This is a genomic window from Methanosarcina vacuolata Z-761 (genome assembly GCF_000969905.1).
GTDB classification, from domain to species: Archaea; Halobacteriota; Methanosarcinia; order Methanosarcinales; family Methanosarcinaceae; genus Methanosarcina; species Methanosarcina vacuolata.
Window position 1 is genome coordinate 895295 of the sequence record NZ_CP009520.1, and the last position, 23799, is coordinate 919093.

A 23799-nucleotide genomic window follows, 5' to 3' on the forward strand; every position below is an offset into this window, starting at 1 on the left:
ACGGTTGGTTCCAGACAATGAATTATGGGCTAGATAAACTGATATTCAACTCGCTCCGAGACTGATTTTCCCAAGTTTCGAAAGCGAGGTAAGTTAATACCACTGAAGATGCTAAAAAACAGGAGCATAGTCTTTGGGTGCTTCCCGCATCTTCGGTGGTTTCTACAGTTTAAGTTTGCTTTCCGTCCAGTTTTTTCATGGTTACCGGTTGTAGTATTTAGATATTAAGTTCGTATGCTTTTAAAACTGAGGTTAACTCGGTGCTCCCTGTGGTTGTGGCGTTTTGCTGCTTTTATGCTTTAGCTTTTCGGCAATGTCAACTCCAAGCCTTTTGCACTCCTGTATGTCCTTGTCTGTGGGCTTGTGCAGTATCCTGAGTACAGGGTCTATGACAGTCATTCCCATGTCTCGCATTTTTTCGGCTATCAGTATAGGTGCTTCTCCGCTCCATCCATACGATCCGAAAGCAGCCCCTAATTTTCCTTTTGGATTTGTGGAAACTAGAGTTTCATCCATGAATTTTTCCATGGGCTGGAGCATCCGGTAGTAAAAAGTCGAGGAACCGACTGCAATTGCATCGGCTTCGTAAAGATCCTCTAGTTTTACGTCATAAAAACTAATAGCTTTTGCATCCACATGTTTTGACTCAATTCCGCTAGCTATTGCTTCTGCCATAGCTTTTGTATTCCCCGAGGTACTGAGATAAACTACTATCGCCTTCAATCTTATCCCCCACTATGTAAGATCTTATATTAATGCAAGTAACGGACAAAAAGTGATCAAAACAGGTTTGCGTATTTCCCAAAAGCTGGAAAACAGGGCGAAACCCAAGATATTCTCACTTTTCAACCCTGCATTAATTATAAAAATTAATTTAGATAAGGATTTCGTCCAGGGTCAGGTTGACTTTACGTATGAAAAAATATTATCCAAGGTCTGCCACAATACGGAGAGGAGCTATATAGTTCACTACCTGGAGGGCTACACTCTCAAGAAAATTGCGTATGTTCTGTGGAATCCTGTCTGTAGTATGAGAAGCAAAATTAAGGCTGCCTATAATTTCTCCTCTGTGCTTCATAGGAATCACGGCGATTGCAGTAAGTTTTTCTTTCCTGATTAAATCTGCCATTCGATCTGCAAAAAAATCCATCCTGTAGACCGGCTTCTCAGTCCATATCTGCCGAGCTTCAGGAGAATCTGCCCTATATATCGAAATACTTTTCCCAAATTCGGGAGAAAGTCCCCGGTGTGCAACCAAATTAATCTGGTCTAGAAGTTCGTCTTTCAAGTATATGCCTGCAGCATCTATCTCTTCTATTTTCAGGCAGGCGTCAAGGATCTGGTTAAGCATGGTCTGGAGATTCCAGGTAGTACTGAGGGATACTCCCAGCTCTCTCTGGATTTCGAGCATTTTCTCAGCTTCTTTTCTCTCAGTGACATCGACGACTATTCCCTGAAAATGAGTGACTTTGCCTTCACTGTCTCGCTGGATAAGTGTTCGGTCTTCGACCCAGCGTATACTTCCGCCTCTGGTAATAATTCTATATTCCATCTCAAAGGAATCATATCCTTCTCTTACCGAGCGTTCCAGACTTTCAACCACTGCCTGAATATCTTCTCTATGGATTATGTTCCCATAATGTACTTTTCCGGAAAGAAAATCTTCTACTGAGTACCCAAACTGCGTTACGTTTTCAGAAATATAATCCACAGGCCAGTATTCTAAATTTGCAGGCAACTTTTCTAAATTTACAGGCAACTTTTCTATATTTTTCCTTAGAAAAGCTACTGCCGGGCTTTTATTAATTATGCTTTTCAGCATTTCTTGCGTTTTTAGTGATTTTCTCAGGGCTTTTTCAGTTTTCTTTCTATGAGTTATATCAAGCACTATTCCCTGAAAGCAGGCTACTTTTCCTTCTATATCTCTCTGGATAAAGGTTCTCTCGTTTACCCACAACATATCTCCGGCTTTTGTAAAAATCCTGTACTCAGAGTTGAAGCTTACCTCCCCTTTTTGAATGCTCCTTTCAAGCTCTTCTTCTACTCTTTTTAGGTCATCAGGGTGTATGATTTTTCCGTACTGAATTTTCTGTGATAGAAAGTCATCAACTGTGTATCCAAACTGTACTACATTATCGGATACAAAAATCGCAGGCCAGTATTTTTCATTCTTCCAGAGAAAAACCACTGCAGGACTATTATTAACTGCTATAGTCAATACTTTCTGCATTTTAAGAGTTTTTTTCAGTTCTTCTTCGCTTTCTTTCCGCCTGGTGATATCGAGCACTACGCCCTGGAAGTGTGTAGCCTCTCCGCCGGTATCTCTCTGGATAAATGTCCTTTCGTTTATCCATCGAATATCTCCTGTTTTTGTTACAATCCTGTACTCCAGGCTGAACGCAGAAGCCTTACTTTTTACTTTTTTCTCAAATACTTCTTCAACCTCTTTGAGATCATCGAAGTATATTATATCTTTATATCGCATCCTGCCAGAAGTGAAATCTTCTACCGAGTATCCGAATTTCGCCACATTTTCGGAGACAAACTCCACAGGCCATTTATCTTCGTTTTTCAAGAGAAAGAGCACTACGTGACTGTTATTGATCATCATTCTCAGAGTTTCTTCTTTTTCCAGAGCTGCGTGGAGAGCTTCTCCTCTTACGTTATTTTTACTGCCTGCAATATGGAAGTTCGCATTTAAAGCTCCATAGTCCTCTGAATCCTTATCCATCTCTACAATTACCCCTCACAAAGCATTTTTCTTGCAAACTTAGCAATCTTTGACTTCCGACCCTCATCCATCTATATAATTACCTTCACAGGGGTTCTTTAACATCCACTTCCTGTGTTCCTGTATTCTTGCTTCCTGTATTTTCGCTTTCTGTATTCTCGCTTTTTATCTATATTTTATTTATATAATACATGCCTATATAATATCCATTTTTTGATTACAATGTTTTATTTGTTTAGCATGAAAATGCTGCCATCTGCAAGCGCTTTCATTGGGTGTGCATATTATTCAAAGAGTGTCATGTTCGTTTTTGTTATTATTAATGCTAAAAATGCTAAAAGCGATAACTATAAATAACCAGTTTTTTTAGCTCCCCAATACTCGGCTTTATGTATCGAATTTTGATATAGCCCGCCGAGGGGAAAATATATATAGTAAATGTACGGTAATAAGAATCCGTACTCCTGATTTACAGGTATCAGTCTGCAGCTAGAGAAACTCTGGTGTTAAGCTTCCATCATTACACCACCATGAATATACTCTAAAATCTGAATGTCTATCATGAACCCCTTCATTGATCAGACGTGTAAAAGTTAAAAGATCTCAAAATGGGACTTTTATCTGCAAGCGTGAAGCCAAAGTGGATTTCTAGAGGACGATACAGTAATTGAGTAAACCAGTAAATCTGGAGTACAATAAAGAAATATGGCAAAAACTCAAAAATGGCGAAAGTCTAAAACAACGTAAAACCTCCATTAAAGAAAAATGGCAAAAACCTAAAAATGGCAAAAGTCTAAAACAACATAAAACCTCCATTAAAGAAAAATGGCAAAAAACCTAAAAATGGCAAAAAACCCAAAAATGGCAAAAAGTCTAAAACAACATAAAACCTCCATTAAAGATCTGCGGTAGGGTAAGAGGGAGACTCTACTTCAGTTTCTTTATGTACTACTTATATTGGTATCTGCTCTAATGGCTCATTTTTCAGAAGAAGCCTTAATTTCCAACCTCACCGTAAGGACATGGAAAACTAAACTTCCGGACCCTCAACATACCATAAAAACAATTTGTTTTACTCAGATAATACTTAATTCGGTTTTGAAGAGAGATCTACAGTTCTAAAATTATAACTGGTAAGAGTTAGTGAATAAGTACTCAAACAGAACTTCTTTTCAAAGAATTTAATAAAAAATAGAAGAAACTGTGAACGGGTATAATTTCCTCATGGTTAGTTTTTGTAGTTTATTAGGGTGTGATCTTGTAGATGTGGTCCAGAGCATGCCCGTTCACTATGCAATTGATACAAAAACCTTCTTGGTTATATAAATATTTGGATATTATTATATTATCTTGCCTTTTTGTGAAAATACTGGAAACTTTTACGGCTCAAAAATAGACTTTTATCCAATTGTGATATCTAGTCACGCCTATAATTATTGCAACAAAAAAACTTCGTTGTACCTCATTGGGCAGTTGCATTATTTAGTTTCGTGACTATAAGGTAATGACACGATCAATAGTCAAAAAAGGGTAAGGTGAAAAGTACTTTCATTTCTTTGTGTCTGTTATTCGAAGAATATCATGTGTGTTCAGGAAATAAATGTCAGTAACCTGCTCGAAAAAGCAGGATGCCATAACAAAAGCTGGTTAACGTTAAATGTAGTGGTTTTCATTCAAACAATCAATAAACATTTCCCAACTATTTATTTCCGGTGTTCCTGGTATTTTAACATGGTTGTTTAAATAATTATTATATGCTTCAAGATCGATTGAGCAAATGTCACTCATATCAATACTTGTTTCATCATCAATGTTGATGGGTATTTTGTTGAAACATTTGGCCATATTCATTATTATATTATTATGGTCAGTTTTGATGATTTCATCTGTGGTCATAAATATAACCGGCTTTTTATATAATGCTACAAAATTAAGAGCTGTACTCGAATGAGCAACAACAAGTCTGGATTTCCTAACCAGCTCTAAGGTATTATTGTAAATAACTTTTCTGTCCCCAAACAAATTTTTCCGAGCGGATCTTGGGTGAGCAGCTATGACTACCTGCAACATTGTTTTTTGTTCAAGTTTATCAAAAAACCTAGATATACTTGTATAATAGTTCATTGGCGTCACAGGAGGCTTTGATTTCATCACTTGAAAATCAGGATGATATGGAAGATATTCATCTAAAAAAACAATTATATTTTCAGGAGATACTTTTTTGTCCAGATTTGCTAAATATTTATCATAGTCTGAGTGATGAGTGTAAAGTATTTTTGTGTTTTTACCAATCGTAGGATCCAGTATATTAGAAAAGTAATTTGGAACTAATGCAAAATCTGCTTTTTTGATCAGAAATTGATTGAAAGTATTGGAATTGACTAATCGAATTATTAGATTTCGAAAATTTAGTCTTTTTATTCGTTCTTGTAATGACTTTTGGGATGATTCGAAGGTTCTTGATGGATGGTACGATATATCAAAAACGATATAAGGAACATTAAATTTCTTGTATAACCTATAAAGCCAAAGAGTTTTATAAGTGTAATAAACTGCGCTAACTATAATTAGGTTGTTTTGATTTAAAATATCATATAGTTCTCTAATTTTGTTAATTTTTATAACTATTTTGTCATTGACCACCGGAGGGTCATATTTTAGATTTGGGGTTAATATTTTAGATATATCTATAAAAAAAACATTAAAACCATTTTTTTCAAAAGTTTCTACCCCAAACAACTCGAACTCAGTTCGCATTGGAGGATAAAAAGTAACAATTCCAATATTTTTTATTATTTTGTGTGACATAGATCGACTCAATTCCGAAACTCAATTCTAAAAGTAAGTATAACACCATTAAATAATTTGTAGTTCCATTAACAGTTGTGTAATTATAATAGTTATTATGTAATAATTATAAAGGGTAGAATTTTACAAATTATAATACATATTTTCAGCATTTCAAATCAAATTACATATAATAAGAAGCATTACTAGCTTATTTTCAAGATAAAATAGAGACTTTTTATTATTTTCTCGTCTTTTGAACGATGTTGGTCAACTGCCATCGGAATCAATGTCAAATTTTGGAGATCATATAAAATATTAAAAAGTCTCATAAAATACGTCAGACTCTAACAAATTACAGACTTTTCCGGCCCTTATTGGCATCATGAGACAACATTATATACTAAAGTTAACCTTAATAACTTTGATGGCTGTCACCATGAAGATCTTATTAACTCTTAAAATCCATAATACCATTTCATTTGTATTCGGTTAAGGAATCTGTTAGCGTTAAAATGACTACTGCAATCATCTATACATTTCGATTTACATTTATAGGTTTACAGAAATGACAACAAAAATAACACATTTCTTGTAGATTACCTCTTAACTGAATACAAATGAATTTTATTTAACATCCTATTTGGAACTATAGAAATTTGAGAAAATTTTATATCAAAATATGGTAGTCTAAACCACCTTGCCAATCCAAAAATTAGAACATATCATTTTATTTAAACCGATTAATATCAGGTTTGATCACAAAAGGATTCGAGAAAAAAATGGCTGAATATAAACTGTTTTTACAGAGAATTGGACTAATAGGTATTACTCAATTGCTAACAAGTTTTAGTGGAGTTATTTTACTTCCAATTCTTACCAAAAATCTCCCTATCGAAGAGTATGGAATCTGGGCACAGATGCTGGTTACGATAGGAATATTCCCCGGAATTGTGATGCTTGGACTGCCTTATACTATGGTTCGATTCTTAGCTGCTTTAAATAAAAAAGAGGAAATCCAGGAAATTTTTTATTCCATATTTGTCCTGGTCTTACTTACAAGTGGAATAGCCTCATTATTTTTGTATATTTCCTCAGGTGTAGTCGCTCCAAAGTTGTTTGATGACAATATAAGAGTGGTTAAATTACTGTCTATAATTGTTTTCTTTGAATGTTTAATTAACCTGTTTGTAAGTTATTTAAGAGCTCGACAGCAGATCAAAAAGTATTCTTTTATTGTATTCTTTAATGCAGCGGCTCAGATTCTTACTGTAAGTACCCTGGTTCTACTTGGAAAAGGAATCATTGGTGCTTCCATTGGCCTATTGATCACGGACCTACTTACATTTGTAATTCTGGCTTTTATCATCATTTTGGATGTGGGAATTAAAATACCTAAGTTTAAGAATATTAAAGAGTACTTAAACTTTGGAATACCAACAGTTCTGGGCAATTTTTCAAACTGGATTGTAAATGCAAGTGACAGATATGTGATTGGACTTCTCATTGGGACTGCATATGTAGGGTACTACTCGCCAGGCTATTCCCTTGGGAATTTAATAAATATATTTATAGGGCCGCTTGTTTTTTTACTTCCTTCTGTTTTATCAAAATATTATGATGAAAATAATGTATACGAAGTACAGACAGTTTTAAGTTACTCACTCAGGTACTTGATGGCTATCTCAATACCTGCAGCTTTTGGGCTTTCTTTTCTTTCAAAACCCATTTTAACGATTTTGTCAACTCCAGAAATCGCAGCTCAAGGATACCTAATAACACCTTTTGTTGCTTTAAGTACCCTATTATATGGAGTCTATGTGATAGTCGCTCAGGCAATAGCCTTAAAAAAGAAAACAGTAATCTCAGGTCGAATATGGGTTATTGCAGCCACGCTAAATCTTGTACTTAATTTTCTCATAATCCCTTATCTAGGAATTATTGGAGCTGCTATAACGACTCTATTTGCATTCCTGGTTAGTCTGGGTTTAACAATCCATTATTCCTCGAAATTCTTGAAGTTTGATACAAATTTAACATTTATGCTAAAAAGTATCCTTGCATCAATTTTAATGTCTCTTATAATTGTCCTATATACACCAGAGAGTCTCTTTGAAATTATGCTCACAATATGTGTATGTGTGCCGGTTTACTTTATTGCTTTATTCCTCTTGAAAGGTTTTGGAAAACAAGAATTTAAACTTTTATATGATATAATAAAAACCGACACCTGATCATGGTGAAAATCAGGCATAGTTTTGAGACCGCCTGAATGGAGTATTCACGATTATGGGAAAAGAGAATGAAATGAGCACATGAAAATGATACCTTGTGCACTTTCATGCTGTGTGACAAAAGTTATGCCATGAACTTGCTTTAATGCTGCCCCTTCCATTAGGGTAACCATATCAGAAATGCAAAATAACTGATGCCTGATACAGAAAGGGTTTGAAAACATTTGAGCCGTATGAAGGGAAACTTTCAAGTATGTTTCCCTGGGGAGAAAGGAGGAGTAATCCTCCCGACTACTCGAAAAACGGTTAATAAATTGAGAATCTGCAGTTGGCTTTAGGATCTGTACAGTTGGCTTTAGGATCTCTTTTTTATCACATATATATTAGTTTAATATGTGCAAAAGTTTCTTTAAATATTCATTGTTAATATTTCGACAACTTCACGAATGACTCCTTCTCCGCCTTTCCTGGACAAAATATAATCAGATACATTTTTTACCTCATCTACGGCGTCATTCGGACAAAATGAAACTCCAGCCTTTTCCAATACGGGAATATCGTTTATATCGTCGCCGATGTAAACTATTTCTGAATATTCAAGACTGTATTTTTCTCTGAGCTCTTCAAAAATACTTAGTTTATCTACTATTCCTTGATAAACTTCATCTACCTTTAATTTATTCGCTCTGGCTTCTACAATCTTTGTTTTTTCTTTCGTAACTATTGCAGTTTTAATACCTTTTTCTCTTAATAATTGGATGCCCATTCCGTCTCTCGTATTGAATTTCTTCAACTCATCACCGTTTTCGGAGTAGTACATTCCACAATCGGTCATTACACCATCAACGTCAGTAATGAACAATTTTACATTTTTTAATTTTGATTTAAGATCTTTATTTACCTTATTTCTGGACAAAAGTAATTTTTCTATTATCTCCCAATCCGCAAGTTCGTCTATCTCATAATAGGTCTCTTCTGGCATTTTGTAATAGGCTATATTTCCTGAAATCCTGCACTTAGTTTCTTGCAATAGTTTTTTTGAAGTAATATAGAATGCACCGTTCTCTACAAGATAACCTTTAAAATCCTGCCTTCTGGGTCTATTTAGCGGATCATAATTCAAAGGTTTTACAAAATGATCTGAAGATTTATTCCATATAAAGCGCTTCTGCTCAACTACTGATAGGAGAGAGTCAGCTTCATAGTTCTCAAATGTCATTATTGCTTCTTCCAAATCTTTTGATGTTAAAAGAGGTGACGTAGCCTGAATTAAAATTATGTTTTCAAAGTCATGGAAGTTGGCAAATTCTAGCATCACAGATTCTGTACTTGCTGTATCGGTAGCAGTTTCAGGGCTTCGGTTTACAATTACTATTTTTTCATTTTTGATATTTCTCGCTACATCAATTATTTTTTCTGAGTCAGTGGATAAGTATACTTTTTCAATTTTGCTACAATTAATTGCAGCTTCGATTGTCCAATAAATTAATGGTTTACCGGCAATTTTTTTGATATTTTTTAGAGGTATGCTCTTGCTTCCTCCTCTTGCCGGAATTAGTGCAATGTACTTTTTCAAGTCAGAACCTCTTTAATTTCTGTCTCTGAGTATCTTCAATATCCAGAATTTCTTTTTGTTTGTATGTTAAGGCTTTCGATACATTCTTTAAATCTCTTGTTAGTCTTCTCATTCCATCAGGTTCCAGGCTTGCAGCATGATCCGTTCCTTTCCACGTCCTATCAAGTGTAAAATGCCTTTCGAAATACTTCGCACCATAAGCAAGAGCAGCTATGTCTGCAGCAATTCCAAGGTGATGGCCTGAAAAACCAATGCTTTTTACTCTATTCTCAAATGTTTTCCTTATTCTTAATATCTCATTGAGACAAATATCCTCAAAAGGAACAGGATAACCGGAAGTGCAACTGTATATTACAAGATCTTTTGCACGACCTCTATCTTCAAAAAATTTTACAACTTTTTCTTCTTCTTCGTGTGTAGTCATTCCAAAAGATAAATGGATTTCTCCATCGTATTCTTTGCAAAGGTAATCAAGCATATTAAATTTAAGATTACATGCTGAAGGGATTTTGATCAATTCAGGATTAATAGATGTAATTTCCTTCGCAGACGTCATATCCCAGACAGATGTGGAATAAACTACACCCCAATCTTCACACCATTTTTTTAGTTGCTTATGTTGGTCCAGGTCAAATTCTAGAAATTCTCTATGTTCACCATAAGTTTTTCCGTAGGAATTATGAGGTACTGGGTGAGGTGCATTATATTCTTCGATAGTTAACAGCTCTTTAGGGGTTCTTTTCTGGAATTTAACAATGTCTACTTTACAGAATTCAGCTGCAACTTTTATCATTTCATGGGCAACTTCCATCTCACCTTTATGATTACAACCAACTTCAGCAATTACTTTTATGTCCTTCATTTTCTCCCTGCCTTTTATCTCTTGTTTGAGAGTCAGAATTAGCATGAAAATGCTGCCATCTGCAAGCACTTTCATTGGTTGTGCATATTATTCAAAGAATATCATGTTCATTTAGGTTGTGATCTCAACAAAATATACCACTCATAAGTTTCCCGAATCCCTTCCTTCAATGAGATCTTAGCTTTCCATCCCAACTTATTCAGCCTTGAAACATCCATCAACTTCCTCGGAGTCCCATCAGGCTTTGAAGTATCATACTTAATTTTCCCTTCAAATCCCACAATTTCTCTTATCAATTCAACAAGTTCACTTATAGTAACATCTTCTCCAACTCCAATATTCACAAATTCCCCTATCTCAGAATAGTCATAATTCTCCATTAAATAAACACATGCGTCCGCCATATCGTTTACATGCATAAATTCCCTGAGAGGCTTTCCTGTACCCCATACAATAACCTCAGGCTCATTATTTATCTTAGCCTCATAGAACTTCCTGATCAATGCAGGCATTACATGTGAAGTTTCAAGGTCAAAATTATCATTCGGCCCGTAAAGATTGGTCGGCATTACCGAGATGAAGTTAGTCCCATATTGCTGATTATAATGCTTGCAAAGCCTGATCCCTGCGATCTTTGCAATTGCATAGGCTTCGTTCGTTTCTTCAAGAGGTCCGGTTAATAGATATTCTTCTTTTAAGGGCTGCGGAGCTAATTTAGGGTAGATACAGGAAGAGCCCAGGAAAAGTAATTTTTTTACGCCATATCTATACGAAGCATGAATAATATTTGCTTCAATCATAAGATTTTCATAAATAAATTCGGCAGGATAGGTGTTATTAGCAAGAATCCCACCCACTTTTGCAGCGGCTAGAAAAACATATTCCGGTTTTTCCCGTTCAAAAAATTCATTGACTTCCTGCTGGTTTGCCAGGTCAAGCTCTTTATGGGTGCGGAGGATAAGATTGGAATAACCTTTAGATTCAAGTCTTCTTTTCAGAGCTGAACCTACAAGACCCCTGTGACCAGCTACGTAAATTTTTGAGTTTTTATCCATAATCATCACCTTTGTTTTATTCAAAAGAGTGATTTTCCTTTGCAGCCTTTTCGTCGGCTTTTATCATAATCTTTACCAGCTCTTCCAATTTTACTTTAGGCTCCCAGCCAAGCTTTTCCTTTGCTTTTGAGGGATCTCCAATCAATATGTCTACTTCGGTAGGTCGGTAATATCTGGGATCTATTTCTACTATAATTTTACCTGTACGGGAGTCAATTCCAACTTCTTCACTACCTTTACCTTTCCACAAAATCTCAATGCCGACTTCCTTAAATGCCAGCTCTGTAAACTCCCGTACCGAATGAGTCTCTCCTGTAGCAATTACATAATCATCTGGTTTTTCCTGCTGGAGGATCAGCCACATTGCTTCCACGTAATCTTTTGCAAATCCCCAATCTCTTTTTGCATCAAGGTTTCCAAGGTAAAGTTTTTCCTGCAGTCCATGTTTTATTTTTGTGGCTGCCATCGTTATTTTTCTAGTAACAAACGTCTCTCCTCGAATTGGGGATTCGTGGTTGAATAAGATACCATTACATGCAAAAATCTCGTACGCTTCCCGATAGTTGACCGTAATCCAGTACGCATACAGTTTAGCCGCTGCGTACGGGCTTCTTGGATAAAAAGGAGTTGTTTCTTTCTGGGGAATTTCCTGTACCTTCCCGTAAAGCTCACTGGTTGAAGCCTGGTAGAATTTTGTTTTTTTCTCAAGACCCAGAATTCTAATTGCCTCCAGAAGGCGCAGAGTTCCCAACCCATCGGAATTTGCCGTATATTCTGGAGTTTCGAAGGATACCTGTACATGGCTTTGAGCAGCCAGGTTGTAAATTTCATCCGGTTGAGTTTCCTGTATTATACGGATAAGGTTGGTAGAATCCGTAAGGTCACCATAATGCATGAAAAAATTTACGTTTCTTTCATGGGGATCTCTGTAAAGATGATCGACCCTTCCGGTATTAAATGAAGAAGATCTCCGCTTTATACCATGCACAGTATATCCTTTATTAAGAAGAAATTCAGCTAAGTAAGCCCCATCCTGACCTGTAATTCCAGTAATTAGTGCAACTTTATCCATGCTATTTCCCTGATTTTAATGATTAGTGCAAGTTTCAAGAATAAAAATATTATCAAGTGATTCAAACCGAAAGCGTTGTCACAGAATAAACTATGTATATATTTTGATTTGTACTTTGATTTTCAATATCAACGTCACCAATTAAAAACCAATTTTATAAAAAATCTATACAATCTATTTTGTGACATTCACTAAGGTTCTGAATACTTTTTATTTCCTCCCATAAACATCGTCAAACCTGACAATGTCCGCTTCGTCTACAAGCTCCCCCAGCTGCACTTCAATAATTTCAAGCGGAATTTTTCCCGGATTTGACAGTCTGTGTTTCTCTCCTGCGCTGATAAAAGTGCTTTCTCCAGGTCTCAGGAAAAACTGCTGTCCGCCTACTTCCACACAGGCCATACCTTTAACAACCACCCAGTGCTCGCTGCGATGGTAATGCAGCTGGAGGCTTAACTTATGGTCAGGAAGTACTGTTATATTCTTAATCTTGTGCTCCGGAGATGTTTCAAGTAAGGTATACGAGCCCCAGGGCCTGTAAACAGTTTGTCCGATGTATGCCCTTTCATCATTTCTGTCTTTAAGGGCTGAGACAATATTCTTCACCTTCTGGCTGCTGGATTTAGGGCAAACTAACAGAGCATCACTGGTATCAACAATAACCATGTCTTTAATATCAATGAGCGAAACAAGCTTACCGCAACTTGAATATACGAGATTTCCATTGGAGTTCAGCATTAGAGGGTCACATTCATGGACAACATTTCCTACAGGGTCCTTTTCAAACTCGTCATAAATTGCTGCAAAATTTCCCAGATCGCTCCATTTCTGCTCAAGTTTTACAACTGCAACCCTATCGGATTTTTCCATTATTCCATAGTCAACGGAAATCTTGTCCACGCATGTATAAATCTCATTAATATCCTTTCCGTTTTCAAAACAGGCGAAAACAGAAGGTGCATATTTTTTAACTTCGTCAAAGAAAAGCTCTGTATCGAACAGGAACATCCCACTGTTCCAGAGGCAGCCTTCCTGAATATACTTCTCTGCAGTTCTCAGGTCCGGTTTTTCTCTGAATTCCGAAACCCTGTAACCTGGCCCACAGGCTTCTGAGGGTTTAATATAGCCATATCCCGTGTGAGGAAAATCAGGAACAACCCCGAAAGTAACCAGATAATCCGAAGCAAGCTCTTCAGCTGAAGCAATTGTCTGCATTGCAACTCTATCAAGGACATGATCTGATGAAAAAATCCCTACTACAGAGCGCCCATATTTTTTTTCAATTTCTTTCATTCCGAAGAAAATTGCAGGGAGAGTATTCTTGCCTTCAGGCTCGATTAATACATTCTCTGGAGGGATTGAGTACCCTATTTCCTCAATCTGCCCGATTACGAAAAATTTTTGATCTTCGTTCGTTACAACGAAAATTTCAGAAATTTCAGAAATTTCAAGGCACCTGAGGATGGTTTCCTGAAAAAGAGAATTATTTCCAAACTTTAAAAACTGCTTGGGATACATTTCCCGGCTGAGGGGCCAGAGCCGTGTTCCTGAACCGCCTGCAAGAATTATTGATTTTATACCTGTCATCTCCTGTAGATATTGGTTAAAATGGATGCTATCTTAATAATCTAACTGAAGGTATATAGATTGGTTTCTAGACAATAGTATACAGATACGCTGAAAACACGAGTTAGAGCAATATCATGAAAGTTGTTAAATAAGCTTTGCCCAGAAAAGAGTTGAGCCTACTTGAGACTTAAATAACATAGAGGATATTCTTTCTAAAAAATAGCTGATTGCTAATATCTACTCTTAACAAAGTGCATCTGTTGAAGCTGCCACTGTAAGCTATGAACCTTATCACAAACATTAATGAAGGCTTTGACTTATTGGCTGTAACTTCAGCAAGTATAAAGATAAGCTTCTGATCAAATCTTCCAAAAGAGGCTCTTCGTTGTTTTGTATGGATATCCTCATAATATTCTCATAAAAACCAATGCGGTCTTGAATTGAAAATCATCTTATCCATAGGAAATTATGAAGAGACAAATAAAATATTAAAAATGTTTATGAAACACTATCTAATATAATACTCAAAATTTAATGTTTTTCTGCCGAATATAAGTTACATTATATTTTAAGAGATTTATTAATATAGTAACATCATTACAATTTCACATATAAATATTTTTAAATACAAACATGATATAATTGCGATTGTTGAGTTCTGTTAAGATATAACGTATATTCTTCAAAATTCGACGGGAAATTTTCTAACAAGTTTACTTCACATTGTAAGTTGAAGTCGTTTTTGAGTAAGTTACACATACAATTAAGTAAACTCTATAAAATATATATGTATGTTATTTTTTGCTATGTATAAAAAGGAGATCTTAAAAGGTGAAATATCAAAAAGCCAATGTTTTTAAGATAACGTCATTATGTTTGGTTTTATTGTTTCTTGGACTGATGAGTGCGTCTGTTACGCATGCTGAAACTTATCACTTTGTTGCAAAGTGGGGTTCTGAGGGCAGCAGTGACGGACAATTTTCTAGTCCATGTGGTGTCGTTATCGGTCCTTCTGGCAATGTTTATGTTGCCGACACTTCCAATCACCGCATTCAGGAGTTTGACAGCAGTGGCTCATTCATTAACAAATGGGGTTCTTATGGCAGTAGCAGCAATGGGCCATTTTCTTCTCCACAAGGTGTTGCTGTAGATTCTTCTGGCAATGTTTATGTTGCCGATACGTACAATCATCGTATCGTGAAGTTTGACAGCAGTGGGAAATGCCTTACCAAGTGGGGTTCCGAGGGCAGCGGTGAAGGGCAATTTTATTATCCACAAGGTATTGCTGTAGATTCATCTGGCAATGTTTATGTTGCCGATACGTCCAATAATCGTATTCAGGAGTTTGATAGCAACGGTAAATACATTACCCAATTGGGTTCTGAGGGTACTGGTTACGGAGAATTAGATGATCCGCGTGGTGTAGCTGTAGATTCTTCGGGTAATATTTATGTTGCTGATACATATAATAATCGCATTCAAAAATTTGACAGCAACGGTGAATTTCTAGCTAGTTGGGGTTCTGGGGGCAGTGGTAACAAACAATTTAGTAGCCCATCCGGTGTTGCTGTAGATTCTTCTGGTAATATTTATATTGCCGATTTATATAATAATCGCATTCAGAAGCTTGACAGCAATGGCATATATCTTACCCAATGGGGTATTTATGGCAGCGATGATGGACAATTTTATAATCCAGTAGGAGTTTTTGTAGACTCCTCAGGCAATATATCTGTTGCCGATACGTACAATCATCGCATTCAGAAATTTGATAGTAGCGGAACATTCCTTACCAAATGGGGTTCTGAGGGCAGCGATGAAGGAGAATTTGAATCTCCCCAAAGTGTTGCTGTAGATTCTTCTGGAAACTTTTATGTTGCCGATACAAATAATAATCGCATTCAGAAGTTTGATAGTAGCGGAACATTCCTTCTCCAATGGAATACTTCTGGCAATGATGGAGATTTTTCTTCTCCACAAGGTGTTGCTGTAGATTCGTCTGGCAATGTTTATGTTGCCGATACGTCCAATCATCGTATTCAGAAATTTGATAGTAGCGGAACATTCCTTACCAAATGGGGTTCTGAGGGCAACGGTGAAGGAGAATTTGAATCTCCACAAGGAATTGCTGTAGATTCTTCGGGTAATGTTTATGTTGCCGATACATATAATTCTCGCATTCAAAAATTTGATAGTAGCGGAACATTCATTACCAGTTGGGGGGAATGGGGCGGTGGCCACGGACAATTTTGTGAGCCAACAGGGGTTGCTGTAGATTCAGCTGGCAATGTTTATGTTGCCGATGGGTGGTACAGTTGTCGCGTTCAAAAATTTAACAGCATTGGCAAATACATTATCCAATTTGGTGGTTATGGCAGCGATGACGGACAATTTATTGATCCACATGGTATTGTTGTAGATTCTTCTGGCAATATTTATGTTGCCGATACAAATAATAATCGCATTCAGAAGTTTGATAGTAGTGGAGCATTCCTTACCAAATGGGGCTACTCTGGCAGTGACGAAGGGCAGTTTTCTAATCCACAAGATATTGCTGTAGATTCTTCAGGCAATGTTTATGTTTCCGATACGTCCAATAATCGCATTCAGAAGTTTGCTGCATCATTACTTCCTCTTGCAAACTTCGGCAGTAATGTGACCAGTGGTTATGCTCCTCTGTCAGTCCAGTTTACCGATAAATCTGAAAATGCAACTGGATGGGACTGGAACTTTGGAGACGGAACTAATTCAACCGAGCAGAATCCAGTGCATACTTTTTCGGTAGCAGAGAACTATACTGTTAACCTGACAGTGAGCAATGCATATGGTACAGACTCAAAGTTGGCCACAATAAGGGTTGATTCACCTTCTTACTATTCGGTAAATGGCCATTATTATAGTGCAATATATGCACCTGAAGGCATTACCTGGACAGATGCAAAAACGGCGGCTGAGTCTTCTACTTATCTTGGAATGAATGGACATCTGGCCACAATCACTTCTCAGGATGAGAACGATTTTATATACAATAATCTTGTCGTAACACCAAATTATTATTGGTTGGGGGCCTTTCATCCAGATGATAGTCCGGAACCTGATAGCGGTTGGCAATGGGTAACGGGCGAACCGTGGAATTATACTTACTGGGATTCAGGCCAGCCGGATGGCGATTATGAAGGTGCGCTTCAGTTCTTCTATAATGACAAATGGAATGACCTTTCTCGCTATTCTGGTGAAAGTGGCTATGTCATAGAATACGAACCATCTAATAAGACACCAGTACTTCCTGTCGCAAACTTCAGTGCCAATGTCAGTGAAGGTTATGCCCCTCTGTCAGTCCAGTTTATCGATCTGTCAGAAAATGCAACTTCATGGCTCTGGGACTTTGGGGACGGTACCAACGCTACCGAGCAGAATGTTTCTCATACATATACATCAGTTGGTAACTATACCGTCAACCTTACGGTTTCCAACGCAGACGGGAATGATTCAGAGGTAAAGACCGATTACATTGTCGTAAGTGAACCACTACCTGGAGCACCAGTTGCAAACTTTACAGCAACGCCTACTTCTGGAAATGCACCACTTAGTGTTAACTTCACTGATGCTTCGACTGGCACTGTCTCATCATATGCATGGGACTTTGATAACGATGGAACTGTAGACAGTACTAAGCAGAATCCAGTCTACACTTATGCTGCATCTGGTAACTACACTGTCAATCTTACTGTTTCCAATGCAGGTGGAAGTGATTCTGAAGTCAAGACTGATTACATTGTCGTAAGTGAACCACTACCTGGAGTACCAGTTGCAAACTTTACTGCAACGCCTACTTCTGGCGATGCACCACTTACTGTGAGCTTCACTGATGCTTCAACCGGCACTGTCTCCTCATATGCATGGGACTTTGATAATGATGGAACTGTAGACAGTACTGATCAGAATCCAGTCTACACTTATGCTGCATCTGGTAACTACACTGTCAATCTTACTGTTTCCAATGCAGGTGGAAGTGATTCTGAAGTCAAGACCGATTACATTGTCGTAAGTGAACCACTACCTGGAGTACCAGTTGCAAACTTTACTGCAACGCCTACTTCTGGCGATGCACCACTTAGTGTGAACTTCACTGATGCTTCGACTGGCACTGTCTCATCATATGCATGGGACTTTGATAACGATGGAACTGTAGACAGTACTAAGCAGAATCCAGTCTACACTTATGCTACGGCTGGTAACTACACTGTCAATCTCACTGTTTCCAATGCAGGCGGAAGCGATTCGGAGGTAAAGACTGATTACATTGTCGTAAGTGAACCACTACCTGGAGCACCAGTTGCAAACTTTACAGCAACGCCTACTTCTGGAAATGCACCACTTAGTGTTAACTTCACTGATGCTTCGACTGGCACTGTCTCATCATATGCATGGGACTTTGATAACGATGGAACTGTAGACAGTACTAAGCAGAATCCAGTCTACACTTATGCTACGGCTGGTAACTACACTGTCAATCTCACTGTTTCCAATGCAGGCGGAAGCGATTCGGAGGTAAAGACTGATTACATTGTCGTAAGTGAACCACTACCTGGAGTACCAGTTGCAAACTTTACTGCAACGCCTACTTCTGGCGATGCACCACTTAGTGTGAACTTCACTGATGCTTCAACCGGCACTGTCTCCTCATATGCATGGGACTTTGATAACGATGGAACTGTAGACAGTACTGATCAGAATCCAGTCTACACTTATGCTGCATCTGGTAACTACACTGTCAATCTTACTGTTTCCAATGCAGATGGAAGTGATTCTGAAGTCAAGACCGATTACATTGTCGTAAGTGAACCATTACCTGGAGCACCAGTTGCAAACTTTACTGCAACGCCTACTTCTGGCGATGCACCACTTAGTGTGAACTTCACTGATGCTTCAACCGGCACTGTCTCCTCATATGCATGGGACTTTGATAATGATGGAACTGTAGACAGTACTGATCAGAACCCGATATACACCTACACCGCATCTGGTAACTATACCGTCAATCTTACTGTAACCGGACCGGGTGGAAGCGATTCTGAGGTGAAAACTGGTTACATCGATGTCTCCAGTCCATCTCCATCAAAGCCGGTAGCTAACTTTTCTGCTTCTCCAACTTCTGGAAAAGCACCATTAAACGTTAAATTTACTGACACAAGCACAGGAACACCTACTTCCTGGTACTGGACCTTTGGAGATGGATCAAAGTCATACCTCCAGAATCCGACTCACAAGTATTCAAAGGCAGGAATATATACTGTGAACTTGACAGTAAAGAATGCTGCAGGACGTAATACGGTAACAAAAACAGATTATATAAAAGTAGTAACAAAGCCGGTTGCCGAATTCTCTGCGTCTCCTACCTCAGGAAAAGCTCCATTAAAGGTTGCCTTTACTGACACAAGCACAGGCTTCCCAACGTCATGGAAATGGAATTTCGGAGACGGAAGTACTTCAACTCAGCAGAATCCAACGCATAAGTATTCCATAGCAGGAAACTATACGGTAGCACTTACGGTAAGAAATGCGGTGGGCAGTAATACGGTAACAAAAGATGGCTATATACAAGTGATAGAAAAACCGGTAGCTAACTTTTCTGCTTCTCCAACTTCTGGGAAAGTACCATTAAAGGTTGCCTTTACTGACACAAGCACAGGCTCCCCAACTTCATGGAAATGGGATTTTGGAGATGGAACAACTTCAACCCAGCAGAATCCAACTCATAAGTATTCCAAAGTAGGGAATTATACTGTTAAGCTTACAGCAACAAATGCTGCAGGCAGTAACATGGTAACAAAAACAGATTATATAAAAGTAGTAACAAAGCCGGTTGCCGAATTCTCTGCGTCTCCGACCTCAGGAAAAGCTCCATTAAAGGTTGCCTTTACTGATAAAAGTACAGGCTTGCCAGATAAGTGGAAATGGAGTTTTGGAGACGGGACAACTTCAAGGGAACAGAATCCAGAACATCAGTATTTACAGGAAGGAAAATATAAGGTTGTACTTACAGTAAGCAATGCGGCGGGCAGCAATACTGTAACAAAAACAAATTACATAACAGTGACAACAAATACCAGACCGGGAATATATTCTGAAAACAAATAAACCTTTAAACTGAAAAAAGAGAAAAAATCGAGACTAAAGGGTGAGAGATTATTGACAAATCTGGCAAAACAACCCTTTAGCCTCGTTGACCAGAGTTGAAAACCAACTTTGGTTTGCAATTTTTAATAACTGGTTCCCATGAATCAATCTTTGTTCCAGCAATAAATTGTAGAAAATCTGTTTTAAAACTTAAATTTGTTTTAGAAGTTAAATTTGTTTTAGAAGTTAAATTTGTTTTAGAACTTAAATCTGTTTTAAAACTTCTAACTTATATTTAATATGTTTGCATTCTATTTTGAGTGTTTTATTCGAGAGCGTTTCTTAAATATTACGTGATTATTTATTTGATTGAAAATTGGTAAACATACTAAAAGTATCCAAAAGTAAAGAAGTGAGCAACAAGTGCTTAAAAATACAAGGAAAGAAAATAAAAAAAAGTCGAACAAATACTTTTATTCAAGGATTTTTCCTCTGCCCCTCCCTTTCCATACCTCATAAAATTCAGTACTCTATTTCTTCCCCATAAAGGGTCTTTCGTTCTTCTTCATCGTACTTATCACAGCTTACGAGAGGCTTTTGCCTTGCTTTGACCTCTTTTTCCCTCGGACCCGGAGATTCAGTATCAGTTTTCTGTACCATAAGAGTTTCCTCTTATATTCCTTCAATCTCTCAGCGTCTTAATTGTTCCGGCAAAAAAGTAAAAAATAAGTGAGATTATTTGCAGGTGTCAAGGAGCGATCTCTTCTTGCCACCCCTGGCTTCGGTAGGATGTATCGGATCGACGTCAGCTACTTCTTCCCCTTCCTTTTTCTCTAACTTCTCTCCCTTTGTACCTTCTCTTCTTTCTTCAGGCATTTGTTTAACCCCCATATCTATAAATTCGTCTCAGTTGTCTTTTCCTGAATCTGCCTGTCAGAACGAACTCACTCATCTTTTTATAGCCATTCAGCTTTTTATAGAGTGGACGAATTCCTCAAGCGAGTAAATTTCTCTTTCAGGCAAAGGTTTTAAATTTTCAAGCTCAAATACGGCCATAAAATTCGGTTATCTAACCGATATAGTTTGTACTGAGTTTGCTTTATCCCTCCTCTCCGCCAATCGACTATCTGATATAGTCTGTTCAGGGATTACCCCTTAATTTATTATACCCACTAGATTTATTAAATTATTGCAACAATGGTCAAAAAGTTGAAGAATACTCAGACTCTTTTAAAAAGAAGTATTGGCAGAAAGGTCGCTTATAATTCAGCAAAAAATAATCCAGACGGACAAAATAATCAAAATTATTTGGGAGAATATATATCCCATTAATCAGTATAAGGAGAACGTCCAGGCGGAAAAGCTCGGGAATATAATAAATCCGTGAGGAGATCCGCAATATCAAAATTTACCTATTCATTTGCTCTAAAAAAATTGCTTTTACTCAGGAAAATGTGATCTCATGGCATATAAAGTATTGAAAAAGGAAGAAATCGCTCCGTCGGTGCACAGGATGGTAATAGATGCTCCTGACGTGGCAAAGGCTGCAAAAGCCGGACAGTTCATAATCCTCAGAATTGATGAAAAGGGAGAAAGGGTACCCCTTACTATTGCCGACTTTGACAACGAGAAAGGCAGAGTAGCCATAATATTTCAGGAGATGGGCAAAACTACAAAACAGCTTGCAAAGCTTTCTGCAGGCGAGTTTCTTGAGGACGTCGTCGGACCTCTTGGTACTCCTTCCGATGTAAGGAAACTTGGCACTGTTATCCTTGTAGGTGGAGGGGTAGGAGTTGCCCCGGCTTATCCTCAGGCAAAGGCTTATAAAAAAGCTGGAAACAAGGTAATTTCCATTATAGGAGCCCGAAACAAGGACCTCCTCATCCTTGAAGAGGAAATGAAGGATGCCAGTTCCGAACTGTATATCGCAACCGATGACGGATCAAAAGGACACCATGGATTTGTTACCGATATAATGAAACAGATTCTGGATAGCGGAGAAGAGGTTGCAAGAGTTGTAATTATTGGGCCCCCAATAATGATGAAAGTAGGAGCAGGGGTAGCTTCTCCCTATGATGTTGAAATCCTGGTAAGCCTTAACTCCATTATGGTAGACGGGACAGGTATGTGCGGCGGCTGCAGGGTTACAGTTGACGGAAAAACCAGATTTACCTGCGTTGATGGGCCTGAATTTGATGCACGTAAAGTTGATTTTGTTCAACTCATGAACAGGCTTGCAATGTACCGCGGCGAAGAGACGAAAGCTGTGGAAAAATACGAAGAAGAATGCAGGTGTGGACTGCACTGAAAAGGAGGGGATGAAAAATGCAAGAACTAAACGGAGAAAAAACTGCAAAAGTAAAGAAAGAAAGGACCCCTATGCCAGAACAGCCTGCGGAAGAGCGCAGGAAGAACTTTAATGAGGTAGCTCTTGGCTACACAAAAGAAGACGCTCTTGCCGAAGCCTCCCGCTGTCTCTCCTGCAAGGAACCGAAATGTGTTGAAGGCTGCCCTGTGAATGTGGATATTCCAGGCTTTATCAAGCTTGTCTGCGAGGAAGACTTTGCAGGGGCAATAAAGAAGATTAAAGGCACAAATGCCCTTCCTGCCATCTGCGGCCGTGTCTGCCCCCAGGAAACTCAGTGCGAAGCTCTCTGCGTACTCGGAAAGAAGGGGCAGCCAGTTGCTATCGGAAGGCTCGAACGCTTCTGCGCTGATTATGAGCGGCAGCAGGGGGTAAAGGTCCCTGAAATTCCAGAGCCTACAGGAAAGAAAGTAGCTGTTGTAGGCTCAGGGCCGTCGGGTCTCACTGCCGCAGCAGACCTTGCAAAGCTGGGCCACAAAGTCACAGTCTTTGAATCCCTTCACAAAGCCGGCGGAGTTCTGAGTTACGGCATTCCAGAGTTCAGGCTGCCAAAGGAAATTGTTCGGCAGGAAGTCGAGTACATTGAGCAGCTTGGGGTAGAGTTCAAGCCCAACTATATCATCGGCAGGATCAAGACCTTAGACGAGCTCTGTGACGAATTCGATGCGGTTTTCCTGGGCACTGGTGCAGGTCTCCCGAGCTTTATGGGAATCCCCGGCGAAAACTTCAACGGCGTTTACTCTGCAAACGAGTTCCTGACCCGTGTGAATCTCATGAAAGCTTATGACCCTGAATACGATACCAGAGTCAGGCTGGGAAAGCACGTAGTGGTTGTCGGAGGCGGAAATGTGGCAATGGATGCCGCTCGTTCAGCCCTCCGCCTGGGCGCTGAAGAAGTTAGCATAGTCTATCGCCGTGGGGAAGAAGAGATGCCAGCCCGCAGGGAAGAAATCGAGCACGCTAAAGAAGAAGGCATAACCTTCAGGCTCCTTACAAACCCTGTCCGCATTCTCGGCGACGAGAAGTTCAATGCTACTGCAGTCGAATGCATTAAAATGGAACTAGGCGAACCTGACAAGTCTGGCAGAAGAAGCCCTGTCCCTGTAGAAGGTTCGGAATTCACTATTCCTGCCGAAGTTGTTGTTATCGCCATAGGCACATCTCCGAACCCCATGATTTTCAAAGGGTCGGAAGGCCTGGATCAGAGCAAAAGGGGCACTGTCGTTGCAGACGAAGAAACCGGTGCAACCTCAAAGTGCGGAGTCTTTGCAGGCGGAGATGTTGTCACAGGCGCAGCAACCGTTATCAGCGCAATGGGCGCTGGCAAGAAAGCCGCAAAGGCAATTGATGAGTATCTGAAAGAACAGTGAAACCAGATTAATCTGGTTTCTTTTTTAGTTTAAAGAGAGCGTCGCAAAAGTCAAAACA

The 23799-nt window shown here is 38.6% G+C and carries 15 protein-coding genes; 5 read left to right on the plus strand and 10 right to left on the minus strand.

What is annotated here, in order from left to right:
- Window positions 1-252 precede the first annotated feature (252 nt).
- Together MSVAZ_RS03895 and MSVAZ_RS03900 are read right to left on the minus strand one after the other, a co-directional pair.
- Window positions 253-723, minus strand: a complete 471-nt coding sequence (locus MSVAZ_RS03895) for a flavodoxin domain-containing protein (protein ID WP_048118313.1) — start codon at window positions 721-723, stop codon at window positions 253-255.
- Window positions 724-925: 202 nt separating this feature from the next.
- Window positions 926-2731, minus strand: coding sequence for a PAS domain-containing protein (locus MSVAZ_RS03900; protein WP_048118316.1), 1806 nt, complete (start codon window positions 2729-2731; stop codon window positions 926-928).
- Window positions 2732-3398: 667 nt separating this feature from the next.
- Here MSVAZ_RS03900 and MSVAZ_RS19995 point away from each other — a divergent pair.
- Window positions 3399-3572, plus strand: a complete 174-nt coding sequence (locus MSVAZ_RS19995; RefSeq protein WP_156150953.1) for a hypothetical protein — start codon at window positions 3399-3401, stop codon at window positions 3570-3572.
- Window positions 3573-4384: 812 nt separating this feature from the next.
- On the opposite strand, the gene MSVAZ_RS03905 is transcribed toward MSVAZ_RS19995, so the two are convergent.
- The gene (locus MSVAZ_RS03905) at window positions 4385-5539 is read right to left on the minus strand and encodes a hypothetical protein (protein ID WP_048118319.1); all 1155 of its coding nucleotides are present in this window, start codon (window positions 5537-5539) and stop codon (window positions 4385-4387) included.
- A 734-nt stretch (window positions 5540-6273) separates the two neighbouring features.
- Between MSVAZ_RS03905 and MSVAZ_RS03910 the strand changes: the two genes are divergently transcribed.
- Entirely contained in the window at window positions 6274-7752 is a 1479-nt protein-coding gene (locus tag MSVAZ_RS03910; RefSeq protein ID WP_232316208.1) for a flippase, read from the plus strand.
- Window positions 7753-8161: 409 nt separating this feature from the next.
- On the opposite strand, the gene MSVAZ_RS03915 is transcribed toward MSVAZ_RS03910, so the two are convergent.
- The 5 genes from MSVAZ_RS03915 to MSVAZ_RS03935 all read right to left on the minus strand — a co-directional run bounded on the left by MSVAZ_RS03915 (window position 8162) and on the right by MSVAZ_RS03935 (window position 13904).
- Entirely contained in the window at window positions 8162-9328 is a 1167-nt protein-coding gene (locus tag MSVAZ_RS03915; RefSeq protein WP_048118326.1) for an acylneuraminate cytidylyltransferase, read from the minus strand.
- A 1-nt stretch (window position 9329) separates the two neighbouring features.
- Window positions 9330-10265 carry an N-acetylneuraminate synthase family protein gene (locus MSVAZ_RS03920; RefSeq protein ID WP_232316209.1) on the minus strand — a complete coding sequence of 312 codons (936 nt, stop codon included), beginning with the start codon at window positions 10263-10265 and terminating at the stop codon, window positions 9330-9332.
- Window positions 10266-10297: 32 nt separating this feature from the next.
- Entirely contained in the window at window positions 10298-11245 is a 948-nt protein-coding gene (gene fcl / locus MSVAZ_RS03925; protein ID WP_048123656.1) for a GDP-L-fucose synthase, read from the minus strand.
- A 16-nt stretch (window positions 11246-11261) separates the two neighbouring features.
- Entirely contained in the window at window positions 11262-12317 is a 1056-nt protein-coding gene (gmd, locus tag MSVAZ_RS03930) for a GDP-mannose 4,6-dehydratase (RefSeq protein WP_048118328.1), read from the minus strand.
- A gap of 210 nt (window positions 12318-12527) precedes the next feature.
- Window positions 12528-13904: a mannose-1-phosphate guanylyltransferase/mannose-6-phosphate isomerase gene (locus tag MSVAZ_RS03935; protein WP_048118331.1), complete on the minus strand. Its 1377-nt coding sequence runs from the start codon at window positions 13902-13904 to the stop codon at window positions 12528-12530.
- Window positions 13905-14786: 882 nt separating this feature from the next.
- Here MSVAZ_RS03935 and MSVAZ_RS21035 point away from each other — a divergent pair.
- Complete coding sequence (locus MSVAZ_RS21035; RefSeq protein ID WP_269746808.1) at window positions 14787-20027, plus strand: PKD domain-containing protein; 5241 nt, start codon at window positions 14787-14789, stop codon at window positions 20025-20027.
- A gap of 501 nt (window positions 20028-20528) precedes the next feature.
- On the opposite strand, the gene MSVAZ_RS20000 is transcribed toward MSVAZ_RS21035, so the two are convergent.
- Window positions 20529-20666: a hypothetical protein gene (locus tag MSVAZ_RS20000; protein WP_157206005.1), complete on the minus strand. Its 138-nt coding sequence runs from the start codon at window positions 20664-20666 to the stop codon at window positions 20529-20531.
- Window positions 20667-20741: 75 nt separating this feature from the next.
- Window positions 20742-20897 carry a hypothetical protein gene (locus MSVAZ_RS20005; protein ID WP_156150955.1) on the minus strand — a complete coding sequence of 52 codons (156 nt, stop codon included), beginning with the start codon at window positions 20895-20897 and terminating at the stop codon, window positions 20742-20744.
- A gap of 571 nt (window positions 20898-21468) precedes the next feature.
- On the opposite strand from MSVAZ_RS20005, the gene MSVAZ_RS03945 reads away from it, so the two are divergent.
- A complete protein-coding gene (locus tag MSVAZ_RS03945) occupies window positions 21469-22314 on the plus strand; it encodes a sulfide/dihydroorotate dehydrogenase-like FAD/NAD-binding protein (protein ID WP_048118334.1) in 846 nt (281 codons plus the stop codon).
- Between the two features lie 17 nt (window positions 22315-22331).
- On the plus strand, window positions 22332-23741 hold the full coding sequence (gene gltA, locus MSVAZ_RS03950) for an NADPH-dependent glutamate synthase (RefSeq protein WP_048118337.1): 1410 nt from the start codon (window positions 22332-22334) through the stop codon (window positions 23739-23741).
- The last annotated feature ends 58 nt before the right edge of the window (window positions 23742-23799 follow it).

Excerpts from the sequence above, each read along its gene's own strand:
- MSVAZ_RS03900 (WP_048118316.1), bottom strand. The coding sequence starts at position 2,731 with ATGGATAAGGATTCAGAGGACTATGGAGCTTTAAATGCGAACTTCCAT.
- MSVAZ_RS03905 (WP_048118319.1), bottom strand. The coding sequence starts at position 5,539 with ATGTCACACAAAATAATAAAAAATATTGGAATTGTTACTTTTTATCCT.
- MSVAZ_RS03920 (WP_232316209.1), bottom strand. The coding sequence starts at position 10,265 with ATGAAAGTGCTTGCAGATGGCAGCATTTTCATGCTAATTCTGACTCTC.
- fcl (WP_048123656.1), bottom strand. The coding sequence starts at position 11,245 with ATGGATAAAAACTCAAAAATTTACGTAGCTGGTCACAGGGGTCTTGTA.
- gmd (WP_048118328.1), bottom strand. The coding sequence starts at position 12,317 with ATGGATAAAGTTGCACTAATTACTGGAATTACAGGTCAGGATGGGGCT.
- MSVAZ_RS03935 (WP_048118331.1), bottom strand. The coding sequence starts at position 13,904 with ATGACAGGTATAAAATCAATAATTCTTGCAGGCGGTTCAGGAACACGG.
- MSVAZ_RS21035 (WP_269746808.1), top strand. The coding sequence starts at position 14,787 with ATGAGTGCGTCTGTTACGCATGCTGAAACTTATCACTTTGTTGCAAAG.
- MSVAZ_RS20000 (WP_157206005.1), bottom strand. The coding sequence starts at position 20,666 with ATGGTACAGAAAACTGATACTGAATCTCCGGGTCCGAGGGAAAAAGAG.
- MSVAZ_RS20005 (WP_156150955.1), bottom strand. The coding sequence starts at position 20,897 with ATGGGGGTTAAACAAATGCCTGAAGAAAGAAGAGAAGGTACAAAGGGA.
- MSVAZ_RS03945 (WP_048118334.1), top strand. The coding sequence starts at position 21,469 with ATGGCATATAAAGTATTGAAAAAGGAAGAAATCGCTCCGTCGGTGCAC.
- gltA (WP_048118337.1), top strand. The coding sequence starts at position 22,332 with ATGCAAGAACTAAACGGAGAAAAAACTGCAAAAGTAAAGAAAGAAAGG.